The organism is Halomonas sp. S3-1-1 (assembly GCF_023757625.1).
GTDB lineage: Bacteria > Pseudomonadota > Gammaproteobacteria > Pseudomonadales > Halomonadaceae > Vreelandella.
On record NZ_JALGBZ010000003.1, the window covers coordinates 378,352 to 394,504 of the forward strand.

The 16,153-nt window shown below is 63.8% G+C and carries 14 protein-coding genes; 7 read left to right on the top strand and 7 right to left on the bottom strand.

The features are described from left to right. Nucleotides 1-52 precede the first annotated feature (52 nt). Together MQW23_RS11130 and MQW23_RS11135 are read left to right on the top strand one after the other, a co-directional pair. Entirely contained in the window at nt 53-1,288 is a 1,236-nt protein-coding gene (locus MQW23_RS11130) for an MFS transporter (protein WP_252108165.1), read from the top strand. A 48-nt stretch (nt 1,289-1,336) separates the two neighbouring features. Continuing rightward, nucleotides 1,337-2,092, top strand: coding sequence for a glutaredoxin family protein (locus MQW23_RS11135; protein ID WP_252108166.1), 756 nt, complete (start codon nt 1,337-1,339; stop codon nt 2,090-2,092). Between the two features lie 12 nt (nt 2,093-2,104). Here MQW23_RS11135 and MQW23_RS11140 read toward each other — a convergent pair whose 3' ends face one another. Next, nucleotides 2,105-3,247, bottom strand: a complete 1,143-nt coding sequence (locus MQW23_RS11140) for an MFS transporter (protein WP_252108167.1) — start codon at nt 3,245-3,247, stop codon at nt 2,105-2,107. A gap of 92 nt (nt 3,248-3,339) precedes the next feature. Here MQW23_RS11140 and MQW23_RS11145 point away from each other — a divergent pair, with 92 nt between their 5' ends. Further along, nucleotides 3,340-4,224: a LysR family transcriptional regulator gene (locus MQW23_RS11145; protein ID WP_252108168.1), complete on the top strand. Its 885-nt coding sequence runs from the start codon at nt 3,340-3,342 to the stop codon at nt 4,222-4,224. 51 nt (nt 4,225-4,275) lie between these two features. After that, a complete protein-coding gene (locus MQW23_RS11150) occupies nt 4,276-5,106 on the top strand; it encodes a sulfurtransferase (protein WP_252108169.1) in 831 nt (276 codons plus the stop codon). Nucleotides 5,107-5,114: 8 nt separating this feature from the next. Here the strand turns inward: MQW23_RS11150 and MQW23_RS11155 are convergent, their stop codons facing one another. The 6 genes from MQW23_RS11155 to MQW23_RS11180 form a co-directional block, all read right to left on the bottom strand. Then, nucleotides 5,115-6,626 carry a YifB family Mg chelatase-like AAA ATPase gene (locus tag MQW23_RS11155; protein ID WP_252108170.1) on the bottom strand — a complete coding sequence of 504 codons (1,512 nt, stop codon included), beginning with the start codon at nt 6,624-6,626 and terminating at the stop codon, nt 5,115-5,117. Between the two features lie 92 nt (nt 6,627-6,718). Further along, nucleotides 6,719-7,585, bottom strand: a complete 867-nt coding sequence (locus MQW23_RS11160) for an ABC transporter substrate-binding protein (protein ID WP_252108171.1) — start codon at nt 7,583-7,585, stop codon at nt 6,719-6,721. A gap of 114 nt (nt 7,586-7,699) precedes the next feature. Continuing rightward, a complete protein-coding gene (locus tag MQW23_RS11165) occupies nt 7,700-9,802 on the bottom strand; it encodes a TonB-dependent siderophore receptor (protein WP_252108172.1) in 2,103 nt (700 codons plus the stop codon). A gap of 151 nt (nt 9,803-9,953) precedes the next feature. Further along, the gene (locus tag MQW23_RS11170) at nt 9,954-10,874 is read right to left on the bottom strand and encodes an AraC family transcriptional regulator (RefSeq protein WP_252108173.1); all 921 of its coding nucleotides are present in this window, start codon (nt 10,872-10,874) and stop codon (nt 9,954-9,956) included. Nucleotides 10,875-10,913: 39 nt separating this feature from the next. Continuing rightward, entirely contained in the window at nt 10,914-12,992 is a 2,079-nt protein-coding gene (locus MQW23_RS11175; RefSeq protein WP_252108174.1) for a TonB-dependent receptor, read from the bottom strand. A 183-nt stretch (nt 12,993-13,175) separates the two neighbouring features. Further along, nucleotides 13,176-13,577 (bottom strand): accessory factor UbiK family protein, encoded by a 402-nt coding sequence (locus MQW23_RS11180; protein ID WP_252108175.1) that lies wholly within the window; start codon nt 13,575-13,577, stop codon nt 13,176-13,178. Nucleotides 13,578-13,955: 378 nt separating this feature from the next. Between MQW23_RS11180 and MQW23_RS11185 the strand changes: the two genes are divergently transcribed. The 3 genes from MQW23_RS11185 to glnK all read left to right on the top strand — a co-directional run bounded on the left by MQW23_RS11185 (nt 13,956) and on the right by glnK (nt 16,106). After that, nucleotides 13,956-14,294, top strand: a complete 339-nt coding sequence (locus MQW23_RS11185) for a P-II family nitrogen regulator (RefSeq protein ID WP_227389981.1) — start codon at nt 13,956-13,958, stop codon at nt 14,292-14,294. Nucleotides 14,295-14,357: 63 nt separating this feature from the next. Then, on the top strand, nt 14,358-15,605 hold the full coding sequence (locus MQW23_RS11190) for an ammonium transporter AmtB (protein ID WP_252108176.1): 1,248 nt from the start codon (nt 14,358-14,360) through the stop codon (nt 15,603-15,605). Between the two features lie 162 nt (nt 15,606-15,767). Next, the gene (gene glnK, locus MQW23_RS11195) at nt 15,768-16,106 is read left to right on the top strand and encodes a P-II family nitrogen regulator (protein ID WP_252108177.1); all 339 of its coding nucleotides are present in this window, start codon (nt 15,768-15,770) and stop codon (nt 16,104-16,106) included. The last annotated feature ends 47 nt before the right edge of the window (nt 16,107-16,153 follow it).

The window sequence follows — 16,153 nt, forward strand, 5'->3', positions numbered from 1 at the left end:
CACGGCGCTTCACGGCCAACACTTCATCCATCGTCGCGTGAGGAGGCTGCGGGTGGCACAACGACCCTTTTCGTATCCGCCGAGCGTACTGGCCCGCCGGCCGGTCGCCGTCATCGCGCTGGCGCAGCTGCTGGGCACCTCGCTCTGGTTTAGCGCCAACAGCGCGTTTGAAGAACTCACCCGCGTCTGGAACGTCAGCGCAGCCGAGATCGGCTGGCTGACCGGGGCGGTGCAGAGCGGCTTCATTCTCGGCACGCTGATACTTGCACTGACCGGGCTTGCCGACCGCTTTCGCGCCAGCCACCTGTTCGTGGCAAGCGCTCTATTGGGGGCTCTGTTCAACGCGCTATTTGCCTGGAGCGCCCAAGGGCTGACCGAGGCGCTGCTCTGGCGCTTTTTGGTCGGGCTGAGCCTGGCCGGTATCTACCCGGTAGGCATGAAACTGGTGGTCAGCTGGGCCCCAGAGCGCACCGGCCAGGCGCTCGCTCAGCTGGTGGCGATGCTGACCCTAGGCACCGCGTTGCCCCACGGGCTCCGGGAGCTGGGCGCCGATCTACCCTGGCAGGTCGTGATCAGCGCGTCATCGATGTTGGCGCTGGCGGGCGCGGGGCTGATTTTCCTGCTGGGTGACGGAGCGCACCTGCCGGCGCGCCAAGCGGGTTCAGGCTCGCCGCTGCGAGTCAGCGAGGCGTTCAAGGAACCCCGCTTTCGCGCGGCGGCCTGGGGCTATTTTGGCCACATGTGGGAGCTTTACGCCTTCTGGACGGTAGTGCCGCTGCTGGTAGCGAGCTCGGTGCTGGCCAGTGAAGCGTCTAGCATTGGCGTATCGGGCATGGCCTTTGGCGTGATTGGCGTCGGGGCGCTGGGGTGTCTTATCGGCGGGGCGCTGTCACGCCGATTTGGCAGCGCCGCCGTGGCGCTTTCGGCGCTGGCGCTTTCGTGTCTTTGTGCCGTGCTGTTCGCGCTGTTCTGGCGCTCGCTGCCGTCGGTGGGGTTGGGCCTTTTGCTGCTCGTCTGGGGGGCAGCGGTGGTGGCCGACTCGCCGCAGTTCTCGGCGCTGGCGGCGAAGGCCTGCCCACCGGCGATCGTCGGGGCATCGCTTGCCATTTTGAACGCCATCGGCTTTGCCATCACCGTGGTCTCCATCGCTGCGGTCACCGCGCTGTTCGAGCGTGTCCAACTGGACGCGGCCTGGCTCTTGGTACCGGGGCCGGTGGTGGGGCTGCTGGGCTACGGTTTGACGCGAAAGCGTGCCGCCAGCGGCTTGAAAAGCAGGGGTGCGCCCTAACGTCTACACTAATAGATAGCACGCTTAACAGTTTTAGCGAGGTAAACGATGTCAACGACTACACGCGGTATCGCCCGGGTCTATCGCATGAACATGACCAAGCACCGCTGCCCCTTCGGCGTGAAAACGGTGGATCTGCTCAAGCGCAAGGGCTTCGAGGTCGAGGATCACTGGCTGACCTCCCGCGAGGAGATCGACGCCTTCAAGGCGCGGGAAAACGTCAAGACCACGCCCCAAACCTATATCGGCGATGAGCGCATCGGCGGTTACGAGGAGGTGCGCAAGCACCTGGGCCTTCGCGTGCGCGACCCCAACGCCACGACCTACCGCCCGGTACTGGCCATTTTTGCCGTGGCGCTTTTGATTGGCCTAGCGGTGAGTTGGGCCGCCGAGGGCACGCTGTTGGCCCCGCGCCTGCCGGAGTACGCTATCGCCACCGCCATGGTGCTACTGGGCCTGCAAAAGTTGCAGGACGTACAAAGCTTTAGCACCATGTTCATCAATTACGACCTGCTTGCCCAGCGCTACGTGCCCTACGCCTACGCCTACCCCTTCATCGAAACCCTGGCAGGGCTTTTGATGCTGGCAGGCGCCTTGATCTGGCTCGCCGCGCCGCTGGCGCTGCTCGCCGGCGGCGTGGGCGCGGTCTCGGTGTTCAAGGCGGTTTACATCGACAAACGTGAGCTCAAGTGCGCCTGCGTGGGCGGCGGCAAGAACGTGCCGCTGGGTTTTGTGTCGCTGACCGAGAACCTGGTGATGATCGGTATGGGGCTCTGGATGGGGCTGCGTCTGCTGGCCGGCTAAGCTTTCGACACGTCAAGGATTGGCGCGGCGGTATAGCCACAGCACCAGCAGTGACGCGGTGATGTGAGCGCTCCCTATCAGCCAAAGCGCCCCCGCCCAGCCCCAGCGGCTGAAGCAGGCCGCCGCCAGCACCGCGCCCAGCGCGCCGCCGGCGTAGTAACAGCAAAGGTATAGGCCGCTGGCAAACGAGGCGGGCACACGCTCGGCTTTGCTCACAAGCCTGGTGGTCAGGGTTTGCAGCAGGTAGGTGGAAAGCGAAAACCCGGCTACGCTGGCAAGAATCGACGCATAGCTTGGCTTGGCCAGCGCAAGAGATGCCCATAGCAGCCCGATAAAGGGTAAAAAGAAGGGTCCCTCGCGACGGTTGCGATAAAGCCTGGGGCTGGCGATCACCGCAATGATCGCGGGCAGGCTCATCAGGTAGACCAACCCGATCTGCGCAGCGCTTTGGTGAAACGGCGCCTCGGCCAGCCGGAGCCCCAGCACGGTGAACACCGCGCTTTGGGTGAACAGCAGCGTGAAGCCGATACAGAACGCTACCGTGAGCTTTTGCTCGGCGAGAGAGGCCTTCAATAGCACAGTGAAGGGCGGCGCTGCCGCTGGGCGTGCGACCGGAAGTGCCCGCCGCCGCGACTGCCAAGTAATCAACAGCCACGCCAGCGCCAGAAGGCCCGCAGCGCTTATAAAGCCGCCGGCCCAGCCCAGAGACTCCACCGCCCAGGCCGGATAGAAGCGGCTCAGCGTGCTGCCCAGCACCGTTCCGGCAACGAAGTAACCCACCCAAACCGTACGCTGGCGCTCGCTTTGAGCTCCGGCCAGTAGCGCCACGCAGGCGGTCAGCACGCAGGGCAGCGCCACGCCCTGGGCCAGGCGTACGAGCCAAACCGTGGCCAGGCTGGCGCTGACGGCCAGCAGGGCGTTCAGTATGATCAGTACGGTCAGTCCCACCAGGATGGCGCGAGTGGGGGGCAGTCGGCGGGTTAGCCGGCTGGCGAACGGGGCGGTTAGCATCATGCCCAGCAGGGTGGCCATGTTGAGCCAGCCCGCTTGGGTGAGTGTTGCCTCAAACCGCGCGGCGAGCCACGGGTAGAGCGCCTGTAGCTGGTAGAGGTTGAAAAAAGCGCTGGTCGAGGCGATGAGAATCCAAAGGCGCACGGTGAGGTCCTGGGCTGAGCGTGGCGTTCAGGGTATGTTGAACGCTCGCCCTGCGGAATGTCCGCTTTCCTCTCACCGTGAGTCGCTAAGCCATGTACGACATCAGGCAACTGCGCTACTTCGTGGCCGTCGCCGAAGAGCGCAACTTTCGCCGCGCCGCGAAGCGGCTACACATCACTCAGCCGCCGCTTAGCCAGGCCATTCGTCAGCTCGAAGCCGCGCTCGGTGTGACGCTTTTTTCGCGCAACACCCACGGCGTTCGGCTCACCCGCGCCGGCGAGGTGTTTCTGGCCGAAGCGACTCGCCTGTTGGAGAGCATTGAGCAGAGCGCGCGGCGGGCGCGCCAGGCCGAGGCCGGTGAGATCGGGCGGCTGCGGCTGGGCTACTCTGCCAGTGCGCTCTACTCGCAAACGTTGACCAGGGCGTTAGCGGCACTGATCGCGCAGCGCCCACAGATCACACTCACGCTCTGCGCCGGTAACGCGCTGGATCACCTGAATGCGCTGCGCGATGGTCAGTTGGAGGCGGCGGTGGTGCGCGCCGACCTCGCCGAAGCGTCGGCCAACGGGCTCACGCTTACCCGGCTGGGAGACGAGCCGCTTTATGCGCTGCTCGAAGGCGCCCATCCGCTGGCAAGCAGAGACACCCTACGGCTGGCAGACCTGGCCGGCGAGCGCCTGCTGCTGCAACCCGCGGCGGATCGCACCTTTTTACGCCGCCAGATCGAAGGGCTGGCCGAGCGTGCTGGGGTCTCGCTGACCGACGCGCTGGAAGTGGCGGATCTGGCGGCGATGACCGGTTTCGCCGTCGCCGGGCTCGGGGTCGCGCTGATGCCCAAAAGCGTCACCATGATCGCCTTCGGCGGGGTAGCCATACCGCTGGATGACGAAGGCGCCTCGAGTCCGCTTTCGTTGGTCTATTTGGCGGAGGATGCCGCCGCGCGGGCGCTCGATGCGCTGATCGCTCCTATTATATGAGCGGTTCTCGATCAGGATCCGCTGTCACTTACAACTCGCAGGAGTCTCATTATGTCCGACATTCTCATCGGTGCTCTCGAACTCAGCCAGCGTTTGGAGCGGCCCGACCCACCGACGCTACTGGACGCCTCGCTGCCCAATAGCCCCGTGGCGCCCTACGTGGCTGAAGATGGCCAAACCCTGCCAGGCGCGCTCGAATTCGATATCGAGCGGGTCTTCTCTGACCAGAGTGCCCCCTTCCCGCACACGTTGCCGGCGCTCGACGCCTTGCAAGAGGCGTGCAGCAAGCTCGGCCTCTCGATCGACGACGACATCGTCGTGTTCGACAATCGCGGCGTTTTCTCCGCCCCACGCGCTTACTGGCTGCTGACCCAGGCGGGCTTCACCCACGTGCGGCTGCTCGATGGCGGCCTGCCCGGGTGGGTGGCGCAGTCGCTTCCGGTGCAGCAGGGCTACAGCGAGCCAACACCGCTCTCGACGCCCCCGGTACTCAAAGCCAACCCGAGCGTGGTCAGCGTGGACGACGTTCAGGCCAACATCGCGACCCCCCGCTTCACGCTGGTGGACGCCAGAAGCGCCGGGCGCTTTTCCGGGCAGGCGCCAGAGCCGCGTCCGGAATTCCCGAGCGGCCATGTACCCGGCGCCTGCAATCTGCCGTTTGGTGACGTGCTGGAAAACGGCCACTTCAAAAGCCGTGAAGAGATTGCGCGACTGCTGATTGACAGGGGGGTGTCGCCAAAGGATCACGTGGCGTTTAGCTGTGGCTCCGGCATTACCGCGTGCATCCTGTGGGTGGCCGCCGAGCTTGCCGGTTTTGAGCGGCTTTCGCTGTTCGATGGCTCCTGGACGGCGTGGGTGATGAGCGGACGCCATCAAGGGTGAGGTGTGGCTCAGCCCTTTCCCAGCAGCCGGTCCAGTTGCCGATACCCGATCGCCTCGATCAGGTGCGCCTGGCCCGGTTTGGGTTCGCCCTGTAAATCGGAAAGCGTGAGCGCCACGCGCAGCACGCGGTGATAGGCCCGCGCCGAGAGCTTGAGTTTTTCCAGCACGCCGGCAAGCCAGGTACGCTCTTCGTCGCTTAAATCGCAGGCGGCTTCCAGCGCCTTGCCGCTTAGCTGGCTGTTGAGCGCGCCTCTTTCCATCTGGCGCGCTCTTGCGGCCATCACGCGCTCGCGCACCGCGTCGGACGATTCCCCCTGGGTCTGGGCGGTGAGCTGCTCCGGCGGCAGCGCGGGTACTTCAACCTGAAGGTCGATACGATCCAAAAGCGGGCCGGAGAGCCGCGCCTGATAGCGCTGGATTTGGCTGGCCGTGCACTGGCAGCGGCTTCGCGGGTCGCCCAGGTGCCCGCAGGGGCAGGGGTTCATGGCGGCGACGAGCTGAAAACGCGCCGGGTAGCGGCGCTCGTGGCTGGCGCGGGATAAATGAATCTCGCCGGTTTCAAGGGGTTGGCGCAGAACCTCCAGCACGCTGCGCGAAAACTCCGGCAGCTCGTCGAGAAACAGCACGCCCATGTGCGCCAATGAAATCTCGCCGGGTTTGGGTTTCGAGCCGCCGCCAACGAGCGCGGCGGCGCTGGCGCTGTGGTGGGGTTGGCGAAACGGGCGCTGGCCCCAGTCCGCCTCGAGCGCCAGCCCGCACACCGAGCGCACCGCGGCGACCTGCAGCGCGTCGTCCTCGTTAAGCGGCGGCAGAATGCCGGGCAGTCGGCTAGCGAGCATGGTCTTGCCGGTGCCCGGCGGGCCGGCCAGCAAGAGGTTATGCCCACCGGCGGCGGCGACTTCCAACGCCCGGCGCGCCTGGTGCTGGCCGCGCACGTCGGCCAAATCGGGGGCCGGGTTGTGCGCCTTCGGCGGGGCGGGCAATACGTGGGGGGCGATGCGGGTCTGGTCGAGCAGGTGCGCCACCACGTCCCAAAGTGTGGCGGCGGGCAGCACCGTAAGGCCGTTGCCGGCCAGCGCCGCCTCGTCGGCGCAGGCGTTGGGAACGATCAGCGCTCGCTCGGCGGCCTTGGTGGCCAGCGCGAAGGGCAGCATGCCGGGCACGGCGCGAAGCGTGCCGTCCAGCGCCAGCTCGCCGGCGCACTCGATGTGTTCGAGCGCCTCCACCGGCAGTTGGCCGGAGGCGGCGAGAATGCCCAGCGCAATGGGCAGATCGAAGCGCCCGCCCTCCTTGGGTAGATCCGCCGGGGCGAGGTTCAGGGTGATGCGCCGGGTGTTGGGAAAATCGAAACCGGCGTTGACCAGCGCGCTGCGCACGCGCTCGCGGCTCTCCTTCACCGCGGCTTCCGGCAGCCCGACCAGCGTGAGCCCCGGCAGGCCGTTGGCCAGGTGCACCTCGACCTGCACCATTGGGGCGTCGAGCCCCACGCCGGCGCGCGTGTTCACGATGGCAAGCGTCATCACCGTTCCCCCGTTGTTGGTCTAATTTTTCTTTTGCCAATTAAACCTGGCACAGCGGGCGAGCTTTAGGCAATGCGTTGAGTCAACGGGGATCAGGAATCAGCAGGCTTTGAGGCGTCGTTAAGTGCCTGGATCAGTTCGCGAGCGAAGCGCTGGGCGGAGGGCAGCGCGCCGAAGCTCCAGACCGGCGCCAGCCGAATCACGCGGTTCTCCTCAATGGCGGGCAGGCGTTGCCAGAGCCCGCTGCGCGCGAGCTCTTCCTCCACACCGGTGGGCACGGGGTCGACGATGACCAGGGTGGCGTCGGGGTAGTGCGCCAGCGTCTCGACGCCGGTCAGCGCAAAGCCCCAGGCGTTGGTGGCCTGCTGCCAGGCGTTATCGATGCCCAGCCGTGAGAGCACGGCGTTGTAGAGGCTGTTGTCGCCAAACACGCGCACGTGGCGCGCATCCATGAACTGAATCATCAAAAGCGGCGGCGTGGCGCGCGTCTGTTCGCTCAGGCGCTCCATCAGCGCGTCGGTTTCATCGATGAGCGCTTCGGCCTGGGCCTCGCGGTGGGTCTTTTCGCCGAGCTGGCGGGTGAAGCTCAGCATTTCCGGCCAGGTCTCTTCGCCTGGCGTGTAAAGCGCGAACGAGCTCACCGGCGCAAGGCGCGAGAGCTTCGGCGTGAGCCCTTCGAACATCGGCGAAATCAGAAAGCCTTCCGGCGGGTCCTGCGCCATCAGCTCGAAGTTGGGCTGCTGGCGCAGGCCCAGATCAACCACCGAATCCGGAAGGCGTGGCTCGCCGACCCAGTCATGGTAGGCGGGGATTTGCGCCACGCCTTCGATCGGCGCGTCGATGGCCAGCAGCGTCTCGGCGATGGTCCAGTCCAGCGTCGCCCACTGCGCCTGGGCACCGGCCGGCAGAAGGCTGGCGGTCAGCAGCAGGGCGCGGGCAAGAAGAGGGGAAAGGCGCATGCAGGGCGTCACTCGAGAAGTCAGCCGGTATTTAAACGATAATATTTATTGTTTGCAAACCCGAAACGGCGAACGCCCGAGCGCGATGGCCCGGGCGCCCGGCGTGGCGCTTGGTCAGAAGCGGTAGTGGACGCTGGCGGTCACGCTGCGCTCGGCGCCGAAGTAGCAGTAGTCCAGCGAGTTGCAGGTAGCAACGTACTCCTTGTCCAGCACATTGTTGACGTTGAGGCGGGTTTCGACGCCTTCGAAGCCCTGCTGGCTCCAGTCGTAGCCCACCGTGGCGTCGACCAGGGTGTAATCGGGTACCGTCTCTGTATTGGCGCGGTCGGCGGCGATGTCGGCGTAGTGGCGCACGCCCACGCCCATGTCGACACCGCTGAGCCCGCCATCCACCGGCGCGTAGTGCCCCCAGGCCTGAAGCTGGTGACGCGGCGCGTAGATGGCATTGTTGCCTTCGTTGCCGTCATCGCTTTTGGCGTAGGTGATATCGGTGAAGCTGTAGCCCGCCTGCAGCGACAGCGTGTCGGTGAGTCGGGTCTGCGCTTCGAGCTCCAGGCCCTGGGATTCGATTTCGCCGACGGCCCGGTAGGGGTCGGTCGGCTGCTCCTTGGTGGCCACGTTCTCCTGGCTGATGTGGAAAACGGCGGCGCTGAACTGGCTTTGGCTACCCTCGGGTTGAATCTTGACGCCGGCCTCCCACTGTTCGCCCTCCATGGGCGCGAGCAAATCGTCGCGTTCGTCAACGAAGCTGGTCGGCGTGAAGGCGGTGGAGTAATTCACATAAGGCGCCACACCGTTGTCGAACAGATACACCGCCCCGGCGCGGCCGCTGAACTGGGTGTCGCTGAGCGAGCTTGCGTCATTGGAGTCGCGGTTGACGTTGTCGATGTTCACCCAGTCGTAGCGCCCGCCGAGGGTAAAGCGCCAGTTATCGACGCTGATCTGATCCTGCAGGTAGACGCCGGTCTGCTCGATTTCGTGGTCCTCGCGCGTCGGGTCGTAGAACACCGCCTCATCCAGATCGACGCCGTAGACCGGATCAAAAGCATCGAGCGACGGAAAGGCGCCGGAAGGCCAGGAGACCTCGTTTTCACGGTGCTGGTAGTCCACGCCGAACAGGAACTGATGGGCCACGGCGCCGGTATCGAGCGCCGCCTCCAGCTGGTTGTCCACCGTCCAGGCGGTGAGCGACTCGTTGCTGCCCGAGTAGTAGCGGGTTAGCTCATTGGAATCCGGCGCGCTCCAGCCGAAGCCGTAGACCTGGTTGAGCACCACGTCGGAATTCAGGTAGCGCAACAGCTGGCGCCCGGTGACGTCCTCGTTGAAACGGTGCTCCAGGGTGTAGCCGAGCATCCGTTGGGTGCGCTCATAGGTATCGAAGGCCTCTTCGCCGTCGAAGAAGGTGTTGCTGATCCTGCGCCCGTTGTGAGGCACTACCGAGCCTTCGAAGGGGACGCCGGAGTGGTAGCCGCCTTCGGGCTCGTCCTGCAGGTAAGCCTCCATGGTCAGGCTGGTGGCATCGGTCATGTCCCAGGTCAGGCGCGGGGCGATGGCGTAGCGCTGCTCCTCGGCGGGGTCGAACTGGGTGTCGGCGGCGTAAGCGATACCGGTCAGGCGAAACGCCACGCGCTGCTCATCGCCCAGCGGCCCGGTCAGGTCGAAGGCGGCGCTGCGCTGCTGGTTATTGCCCAGGCGAAAGCGCAGCTCGCCGCCTTGCTCGAATTCGGGCCGTTTGCTGTTGAGCGCGACCACCCCGCCGGGAGAGGCGCGCCCGTAAAGTACCGAGGCCGGACCGCGCACCACCTCGATGCTGTCCAAAAACCAGGGGTCGACGCGCATGGAGCTGTGGGAGTTGGCATCGCCCATCAGTTTCAATCCGTCGAGAAACGTATTGCTCAGGCTGCCATCAGAAAAGCCGCGCAGCACCAGGTAGTCGAAGCGGTTGGAGGCGCCGACCTGGTTGGTGTACACGCCGGGGGTGTAGTCGGCGGCGCGCTGAACGGTATCGACGCCCCGGCGCTCCATCTCTTCATCGGTGATGGTCGAAACGCTCTGTGGGGTCTCCAGAAAAGGTGTCGATACCTTGGTGGCGGCCTGCTGAGCGGTGACCGTCACGGTGTCGAGCCGAGTGGCCGTGGTATGGGCGCTGGCCTGAAGCGAGGCCAGCATCAAAGCGGTAGCGACAGGAGCGAGGGTGAACGTGCGGGTCGGCAGCATGAAAGGTCCTGGAATCGAACGCGAATATGTTTAGGTAATGAGAATTATTATCTTTTTTGTGGCGGAAAAGGTATGCCGTGCGCTAGAAGGACTATGCGTAATGACAAATATGGGGAAGATGGCGAACTTTTAGGCGCGGCGCTTTGAGCGGCTATCGCGGTGAGCGGACGCCGTGAGGTGAGACGCCGAAGGCGCGCTTGAAAGCGGTGGCGAAGTTGGTCGCATGCTTGAAGCCGCAGGCGTGGGCGGTTTGCTGAACGCTGTAGCCCTGCTCGAGATAGCGTCGTGCCTGGTCGAGCCGGCAGCGGCGAACGTGGGTAAAAAGGGTGTCGCCGTAAAGCTGGCGGAATTTTTGGCGCAGGCTGCTGGTACTCATGGCGGCGTCGCGGGCCAGCGCCGAGAGGCAATACTCGGCGCCCGGGTCGCGGCGGATGCGCTCATAAAGCGCGCTCAGACAGGCGCGGTCGCGCCTGGATAGCTTGGGTGCGGCGGTTTCATCGGATTCGGGAAGGGCGTGGCCCAAAAGCTGCAGTGCCAGCCCCTGCCAAACGAGCCGTTGGCGCCAAGCGCTTGCGGGCTCGCAGGCCGCCTGCATTAGCGTTTGGTAAAGCGATGGCGGCAGCGACCAGCCGTAAAGCGCGCTTGTTGACGTTGGTGCCGGCAGCGCGAACGGCGCGGTCGCCAGCACCGCGAGATTTACCGTTTTCAAACGGCGCTGGCGGGGATGATGAACGACCAGCGGCTGGGCGGCATCGAAGTGGGCGCAAAACCCGTCGCCGGCGCCCAGCGCCAGCGTCTGCTGGCCCAGCATCAGCGACACCTCGCCTTCCAGCACCACGCTGACGAACCAGGGCACGCCTTGAATCGATGACGACGTATAGCCGCGCTCGACCTCGAGATCGGACAGCGTCAGGTGCAGCGAATCGAACAGGCGCACGTCGTGCACCTCGCCACTGGCCACCGGGGCAGCAGCGGCCCCCGAGGCGTCATCGATGCGATAACGAATGCCGAACCGCTGGCCCCACTGCGCCAGGGTGTGCGGCGTAATGGCATTCACGGCGGCGCGTGGCATGCGATCACCTCCGAAAACCGTGGCGCTTTTTGATGCGCGCTAGTATTCGAGCGACCAGCCGAGCGTAAAGGTACGCCCGCGGGCCTGGTAGTCGTAAAGGTACTCCGGGCCATAGGTCGGCGAATAGAAGCCCACGGCGCGCTGACCCCAGGGGGTGGAGTACTGTTTGTCGGTCAGATTACTGATGCCTAAGCTCAGAGTACCGAAATCGGTCTCCTGGCTTCCGATCAGGTCAAACGTGGTGAAGCCATCGATGCTTTCGCCGGCGGCGTCCTCGTACTCGCGGGCGTGGCTGCCCTGAAGGCGAACCGTGCGCGCCTGATCCTGCCAGCCCACGTGGGCGGTCAGGCTGTCCTGGGAGGGATAGGGCGAAACGGTGATGCCGCGGTCCTGCCAGTCGCCGTCCACCTTCTGCTCAGAAACCAGCGCGTGGAGCGTTGTGCCCACTTCCCAGTGGTTGCCGATGTAGCGCGTGAGTGACGCCTCCAACCCGTAGTCGCGACGGTCGTCGTCGACCTGAGCGATGTTGAGATCCTCGTCCAGCTCGATCGCGGTATCCGACCAAGCGTAGTAAACCGCCGCTTGGGCCAGCCAGTCGCCGCCCTGGTAGCGCCAGCCGAGTTCGACCTGGCGGGTCTTGATGCCATCCAGCGGATTGTCCGCCACGGTCTGGCCGGCGCGGCCGTAGTACTTGGACGGGTCGGGCAGCTCGAAGCCTTCCGAGTAGCCCAGCCAGCTCTGGTGGCCGTTGTCAAAATCGTACAAGGCGCTGGTATTGAACAGCGTTACGTCGTAGTCGCTCGAGCCGCCGGGCACGCCGTTGAAGTCATCGATGTCCACGTCCATGCGCTGGTGGCGAACGCCGCCGCTGAGCTGGAGCTGGTCCGTGGCCCACCACTCTCCTTGGGTAAACAGCGCCAGCGTGTCGACTTCGAAGCTCGGGTAGCGCGGGGTGACGCTGTCGCGGCGCTGAACGAGCCCGCCGGAGGCGTCGCTGGCGGCGCGATCGAAGCGCATCTGCGAGGCGTCGAACGACTCCCGGTCGATATCTGCGCCGTAGCTCAGGTTGAAGTCATCGGTAATGTCCGCCGAGAACAGCCCCTTCAAACCGCTCAGCGTGGTGTTCTGCTGCGAGGCGGCAAAGTAGTAGCCGCCGCCCTGGGCCCGGTAGGGGAAGGGGTGAAAGCTGGACTCCTCTTCCCGGTGAAACGCCTGCAGATAGAAATCCTGATTCAGCAGATCGGCGTGGTGATAGCTTGCGCTGATCATCTTGCGGTCGGTGCGCGGCTCGCGATCGGCGGTAAAGCCGTCGCGAATATCGGCGTCGTTCAGGTTTGGCGCAGGCGCGGCCAGGTTGGGGTAGAAAACGCCGCGCTCGTTTTCCTTGCCGGAGTCATAAAGCTGGCCGGTCAGTTGAAGCGTCTGATCATCGCTGAGCTCGATACTCAGGTTGCCCAGCACGTCCAGGCTGCGATTGCCCTGCAAATCGCTTTGGGCGATATCGGGAAAGATCTCGTCGCCGCCGGCATCATACTGGCGGCCATTCTCGTTGAGCGACACGCCGATGCGCCCGTACACGGTATCGCTGCCGCCGCTGGCGGACTGTGAGAGCCGCCGGTCCAGGTCATGGTCGGTGTTGAAGCCGGTGGTAAGACTCGCCTGAGTCTCGAAGTGCGGGCGCCCGCTGTCGCCCTGTTTGGTAATGATATTGATCAAACCGCCGGTGGCGCCGCCGCCGTACAGGCTGGTGGTGCCCGAAAGCACTTCGACGCGCTCGATATTGAATGGATCGATGGCATCGAACTGGCGCGACAGGCCGCGGGAATTGTTGAGTGAAACGCCGTCGATGAGCACCTGCACGCTGCGCCCGCGCATGTTCTGCCCCGCATTGGTGCGCCCTTGGGGGCCAAAGTCGAGCCCCGGCACCAGCCGGCCCAGCGCCGTTTTCAAATCGCCGCCGGCGTTGATCTGCTGGGTAAGCTCGGCGCCTTCGACCACGTGCACGGCGCCGGGAATCTGGCTGATCTGGGTGGGCGTACGCGACCCCACGACGACCATGGTGTCCTGAGCGGCAGCGTCGCCCCCGGTGGTCGGTTGGTTCTGGGCAAACGTCATCATGGGAAAAGCGCCGCTCAAAAGGGCGACGCTTAGGGGAGCAAGGCGAGTCATGGGCTATCCGAAAAGCAGATTGTTATTGAGAGAACGCCGACCAAGGGCGCTGTAAAGCGCAATGATAGGTGTTCTCATTTTTTATATCAATCTGCCAAGCCCGCGGTTTTTCCGGGTTTAACCGCTTAACGGCTATTCGCCTAGGTCGTCGACCGCGCCGGTCGCGCCTTTCGAGTCCTTGGCCGGCTTGGTGGCCGTGGCGCGCGGCTTGGCGGCTTTTTTGACCGGCTCTTCCGGTGCTGGAGTGGCTTGGGCCTCGGCTTCCATGGGCGTTGCTTTATCAATCTGGCTTGCGTCGATCGAGGCTTCCAGATTCGCCACCTGGCGCTCCAGCGCTTCTACCCGCGAGCGGGTGCGCTGCAGAACGTCCATCAGAATGTCGAAATCCTCGCGGGAGACCAGCTCCATACGATCAAACGCGCCGCGCATGACCTGTTGCACGCCTTTTTGAATGTCTTCCGGCGCGTGGGAGGCGTTTTGTAAACGATCGCCGATCTGCTGGGCGAGGCGGCTAATACGGTCTTGGGTCGCCATGACTCTCTCCTGATGAGGAACGCATGAATGTAAACGACGTGGGGACGCACGTCTTTGCAGTAAGGATACGCAACCGTAGCGAAATACGCATGTTTCGCAGGCGTTTAAGCCCTGACTTTTTCAATGCATCAAAAGAAGGCAGGGCGCTTTTCAATTCGCACTTATATGGTGCGGTGAATTATCTCTGCACCGCCTTGGCGCGCTGGAAAAAGTCATCATGACGTTCCAGTGGTGCTTAAAGTTATGATTTTTTAGTTAATTTTAGCCAATGGCACGGTATGAGCATTAACGAGGCATTGCATCAATTTCGGCGGCCGTACCGCTACTTATCCCAGCGCTGCTCATGTCAGCGCTACTTATCCAGCAGGGAGATCCGGGATGAAACTCATCACCGCTATCATCAAGCCGTTCAAGCTCGACGACGTTCGTGAAGCACTGGCCGACAACGGCGTGCAGGGGATCACGGTGACCGAGGTCAAGGGCTTCGGGCGTCAGAAGGGTCATACCGAGCTCTACCGGGGCGCCGAGTACGTCGTCGATTTTCTGCCCAAGGTGAAGGTGGAAGTCGCGGTCGACGATTCGCGCCTGGATGGCGTGCTCGACGCCATCTGCAGCGCGGCTAACAGCGGCAAGATCGGCGACGGCAAGGTCTTCGTCACGCCGCTCGAAGACGTCATCCGTATTCGTACCGGCGAGCGCGGTGCCGACGCGGTATAGCCCGCAGGATTTGGATACGCCTTGATCGAATCACTATAACGCCAGGAACACGGGGAACGATTCATGAACGAAGTCACTGATTTGAGCTACGCGCTCGATACCTTTTACTTTTTGATCTGCGGCGTGCTGGTCATGTGGATGGCCGCTGGCTTCTCGATGCTGGAAGCCGGTATGGTGCGCTCCAAGAACACCGCGGAAATCCTGACCAAGAACATCGCACTGTTCGCCATTGCCTGCACCATGTACCTGCTGGTGGGCTACTACATCATGTACTCTAGCGGCGAAGGCGGCTTCTTGCCGAGTTTGGGCGTGCTGCTGGGCGCTGAAAACGGCGTGGATGCCGTGCTTAACGGCGGTGAAGACGCGAATTACTACTCCAATCGCTCCGACTTCTTCTTCCAGGTCGTATTTGTGGCCACCGCCATGTCGATTGTCTCCGGTGCCGTGGCCGAGCGCATGAAGCTCTGGGCGTTTCTGGCCTTCGCCGTGGTGATGACTGGCTTCATCTACCCGGTGTCCGGCTACTGGACCTGGGGCGGCGGCTGGCTGGACGCGGTGGGCTTCTCCGACTACGCCGGTTCCGGCATCGTGCACATGGCCGGTGCGGCCGCGGCACTCGCTGGCGTGCTGATCCTTGGCCCGCGTAAAGGCAAGTACGGTAAGGACGGCGCCATTCATGCCATTCCCGGTGCCAACATGCCGCTGGCAACGCTGGGTACCTTCATTCTGTGGATGGGCTGGTTCGGCTTCAACGGCGGCTCGGAGCTCAAGCTGTCCGACGTGGCGTCTGCCAATAACGTCGCTCAGGTGTTCGTGAACACCAACGCCGCCGCCGCTGCGGGTGTGCTCGCCGCGCTGGTACTCGCCAAACTGTGGTTCCGCAAGGCGGACCTGACCATGGCACTCAACGGAGCGCTGGCCGGTCTTGTCACCATTACCGCCGACCCGCTATCGCCCACGGCGCTGGGCTCGGCCATCATCGGTGCCATCGGCGGTCTGATCGTCGTCGTCTCCATCGTCACGCTGGACAAGCTCAAGCTGGACGACCCGGTCGGTGCGATCTCGGTACACGGCGTCGTCGGTATCTGGGGCCTGCTGGCCGTCCCGCTCTCTAGCGAATCCGCCACGTTCGGCGCGCAGCTGATCGGTATCGTGGGCATCTTCGCCTGGGTATTCCTGGCAAGCCTGGTGGTGTGGCTGGTGATCAAAGCGATCATGGGCATTCGCGTCAGCGAAGAGGAAGAGTACGAAGGCGTGGACATCGCCGAGTGCGGCCTCGAAGCCTACCCGGAGTTTAGCGTCAAGAAATAAGCACGCTTAACCCATATCAGCGACTCTGGCCTCCCCTTCGTGGGAGGCTTTTTTATTCTCTGGCGGGAGCGGTGTATGCTTAAGGGGAACAGGGCGCGTTTGGCCTCCAGTGACCTTCGCTTACCCAGATAAAAAACGGGCCACAAGTTAAAGGATGTCGCAATGAAACTTATCTCAGCCATTATCAAGCCGTTCAAGCTTGATGACGTACGCGAATCCCTCTCGGACATCGGCGTGCAGGGCATTACCGTGACGGAAGTGAAGGGCTTTGGCCGCCAGAAAGGGCACACCGAGCTGTATCGCGGCGCCGAGTACGTGGTGGACTTTCTGCCCAAGGTTAAGCTCGAAGTGGCCGTCGACGACGAGCTGGTCGAGCAGGTGATCGAGGCGATCACTCAGGTGGCGAATACCGGTAAGATCGGCGACGGCAAGATCTTTGTCATGCCGCTGGAGCAGGTGATTCGTATCCGTACCGGCGAAACCGGTAAAGACGCGGTTTAAGCTCGCCAAGCGTGCGCAAAAAAGCCCCGCCAACCGGAAGGTTGGCG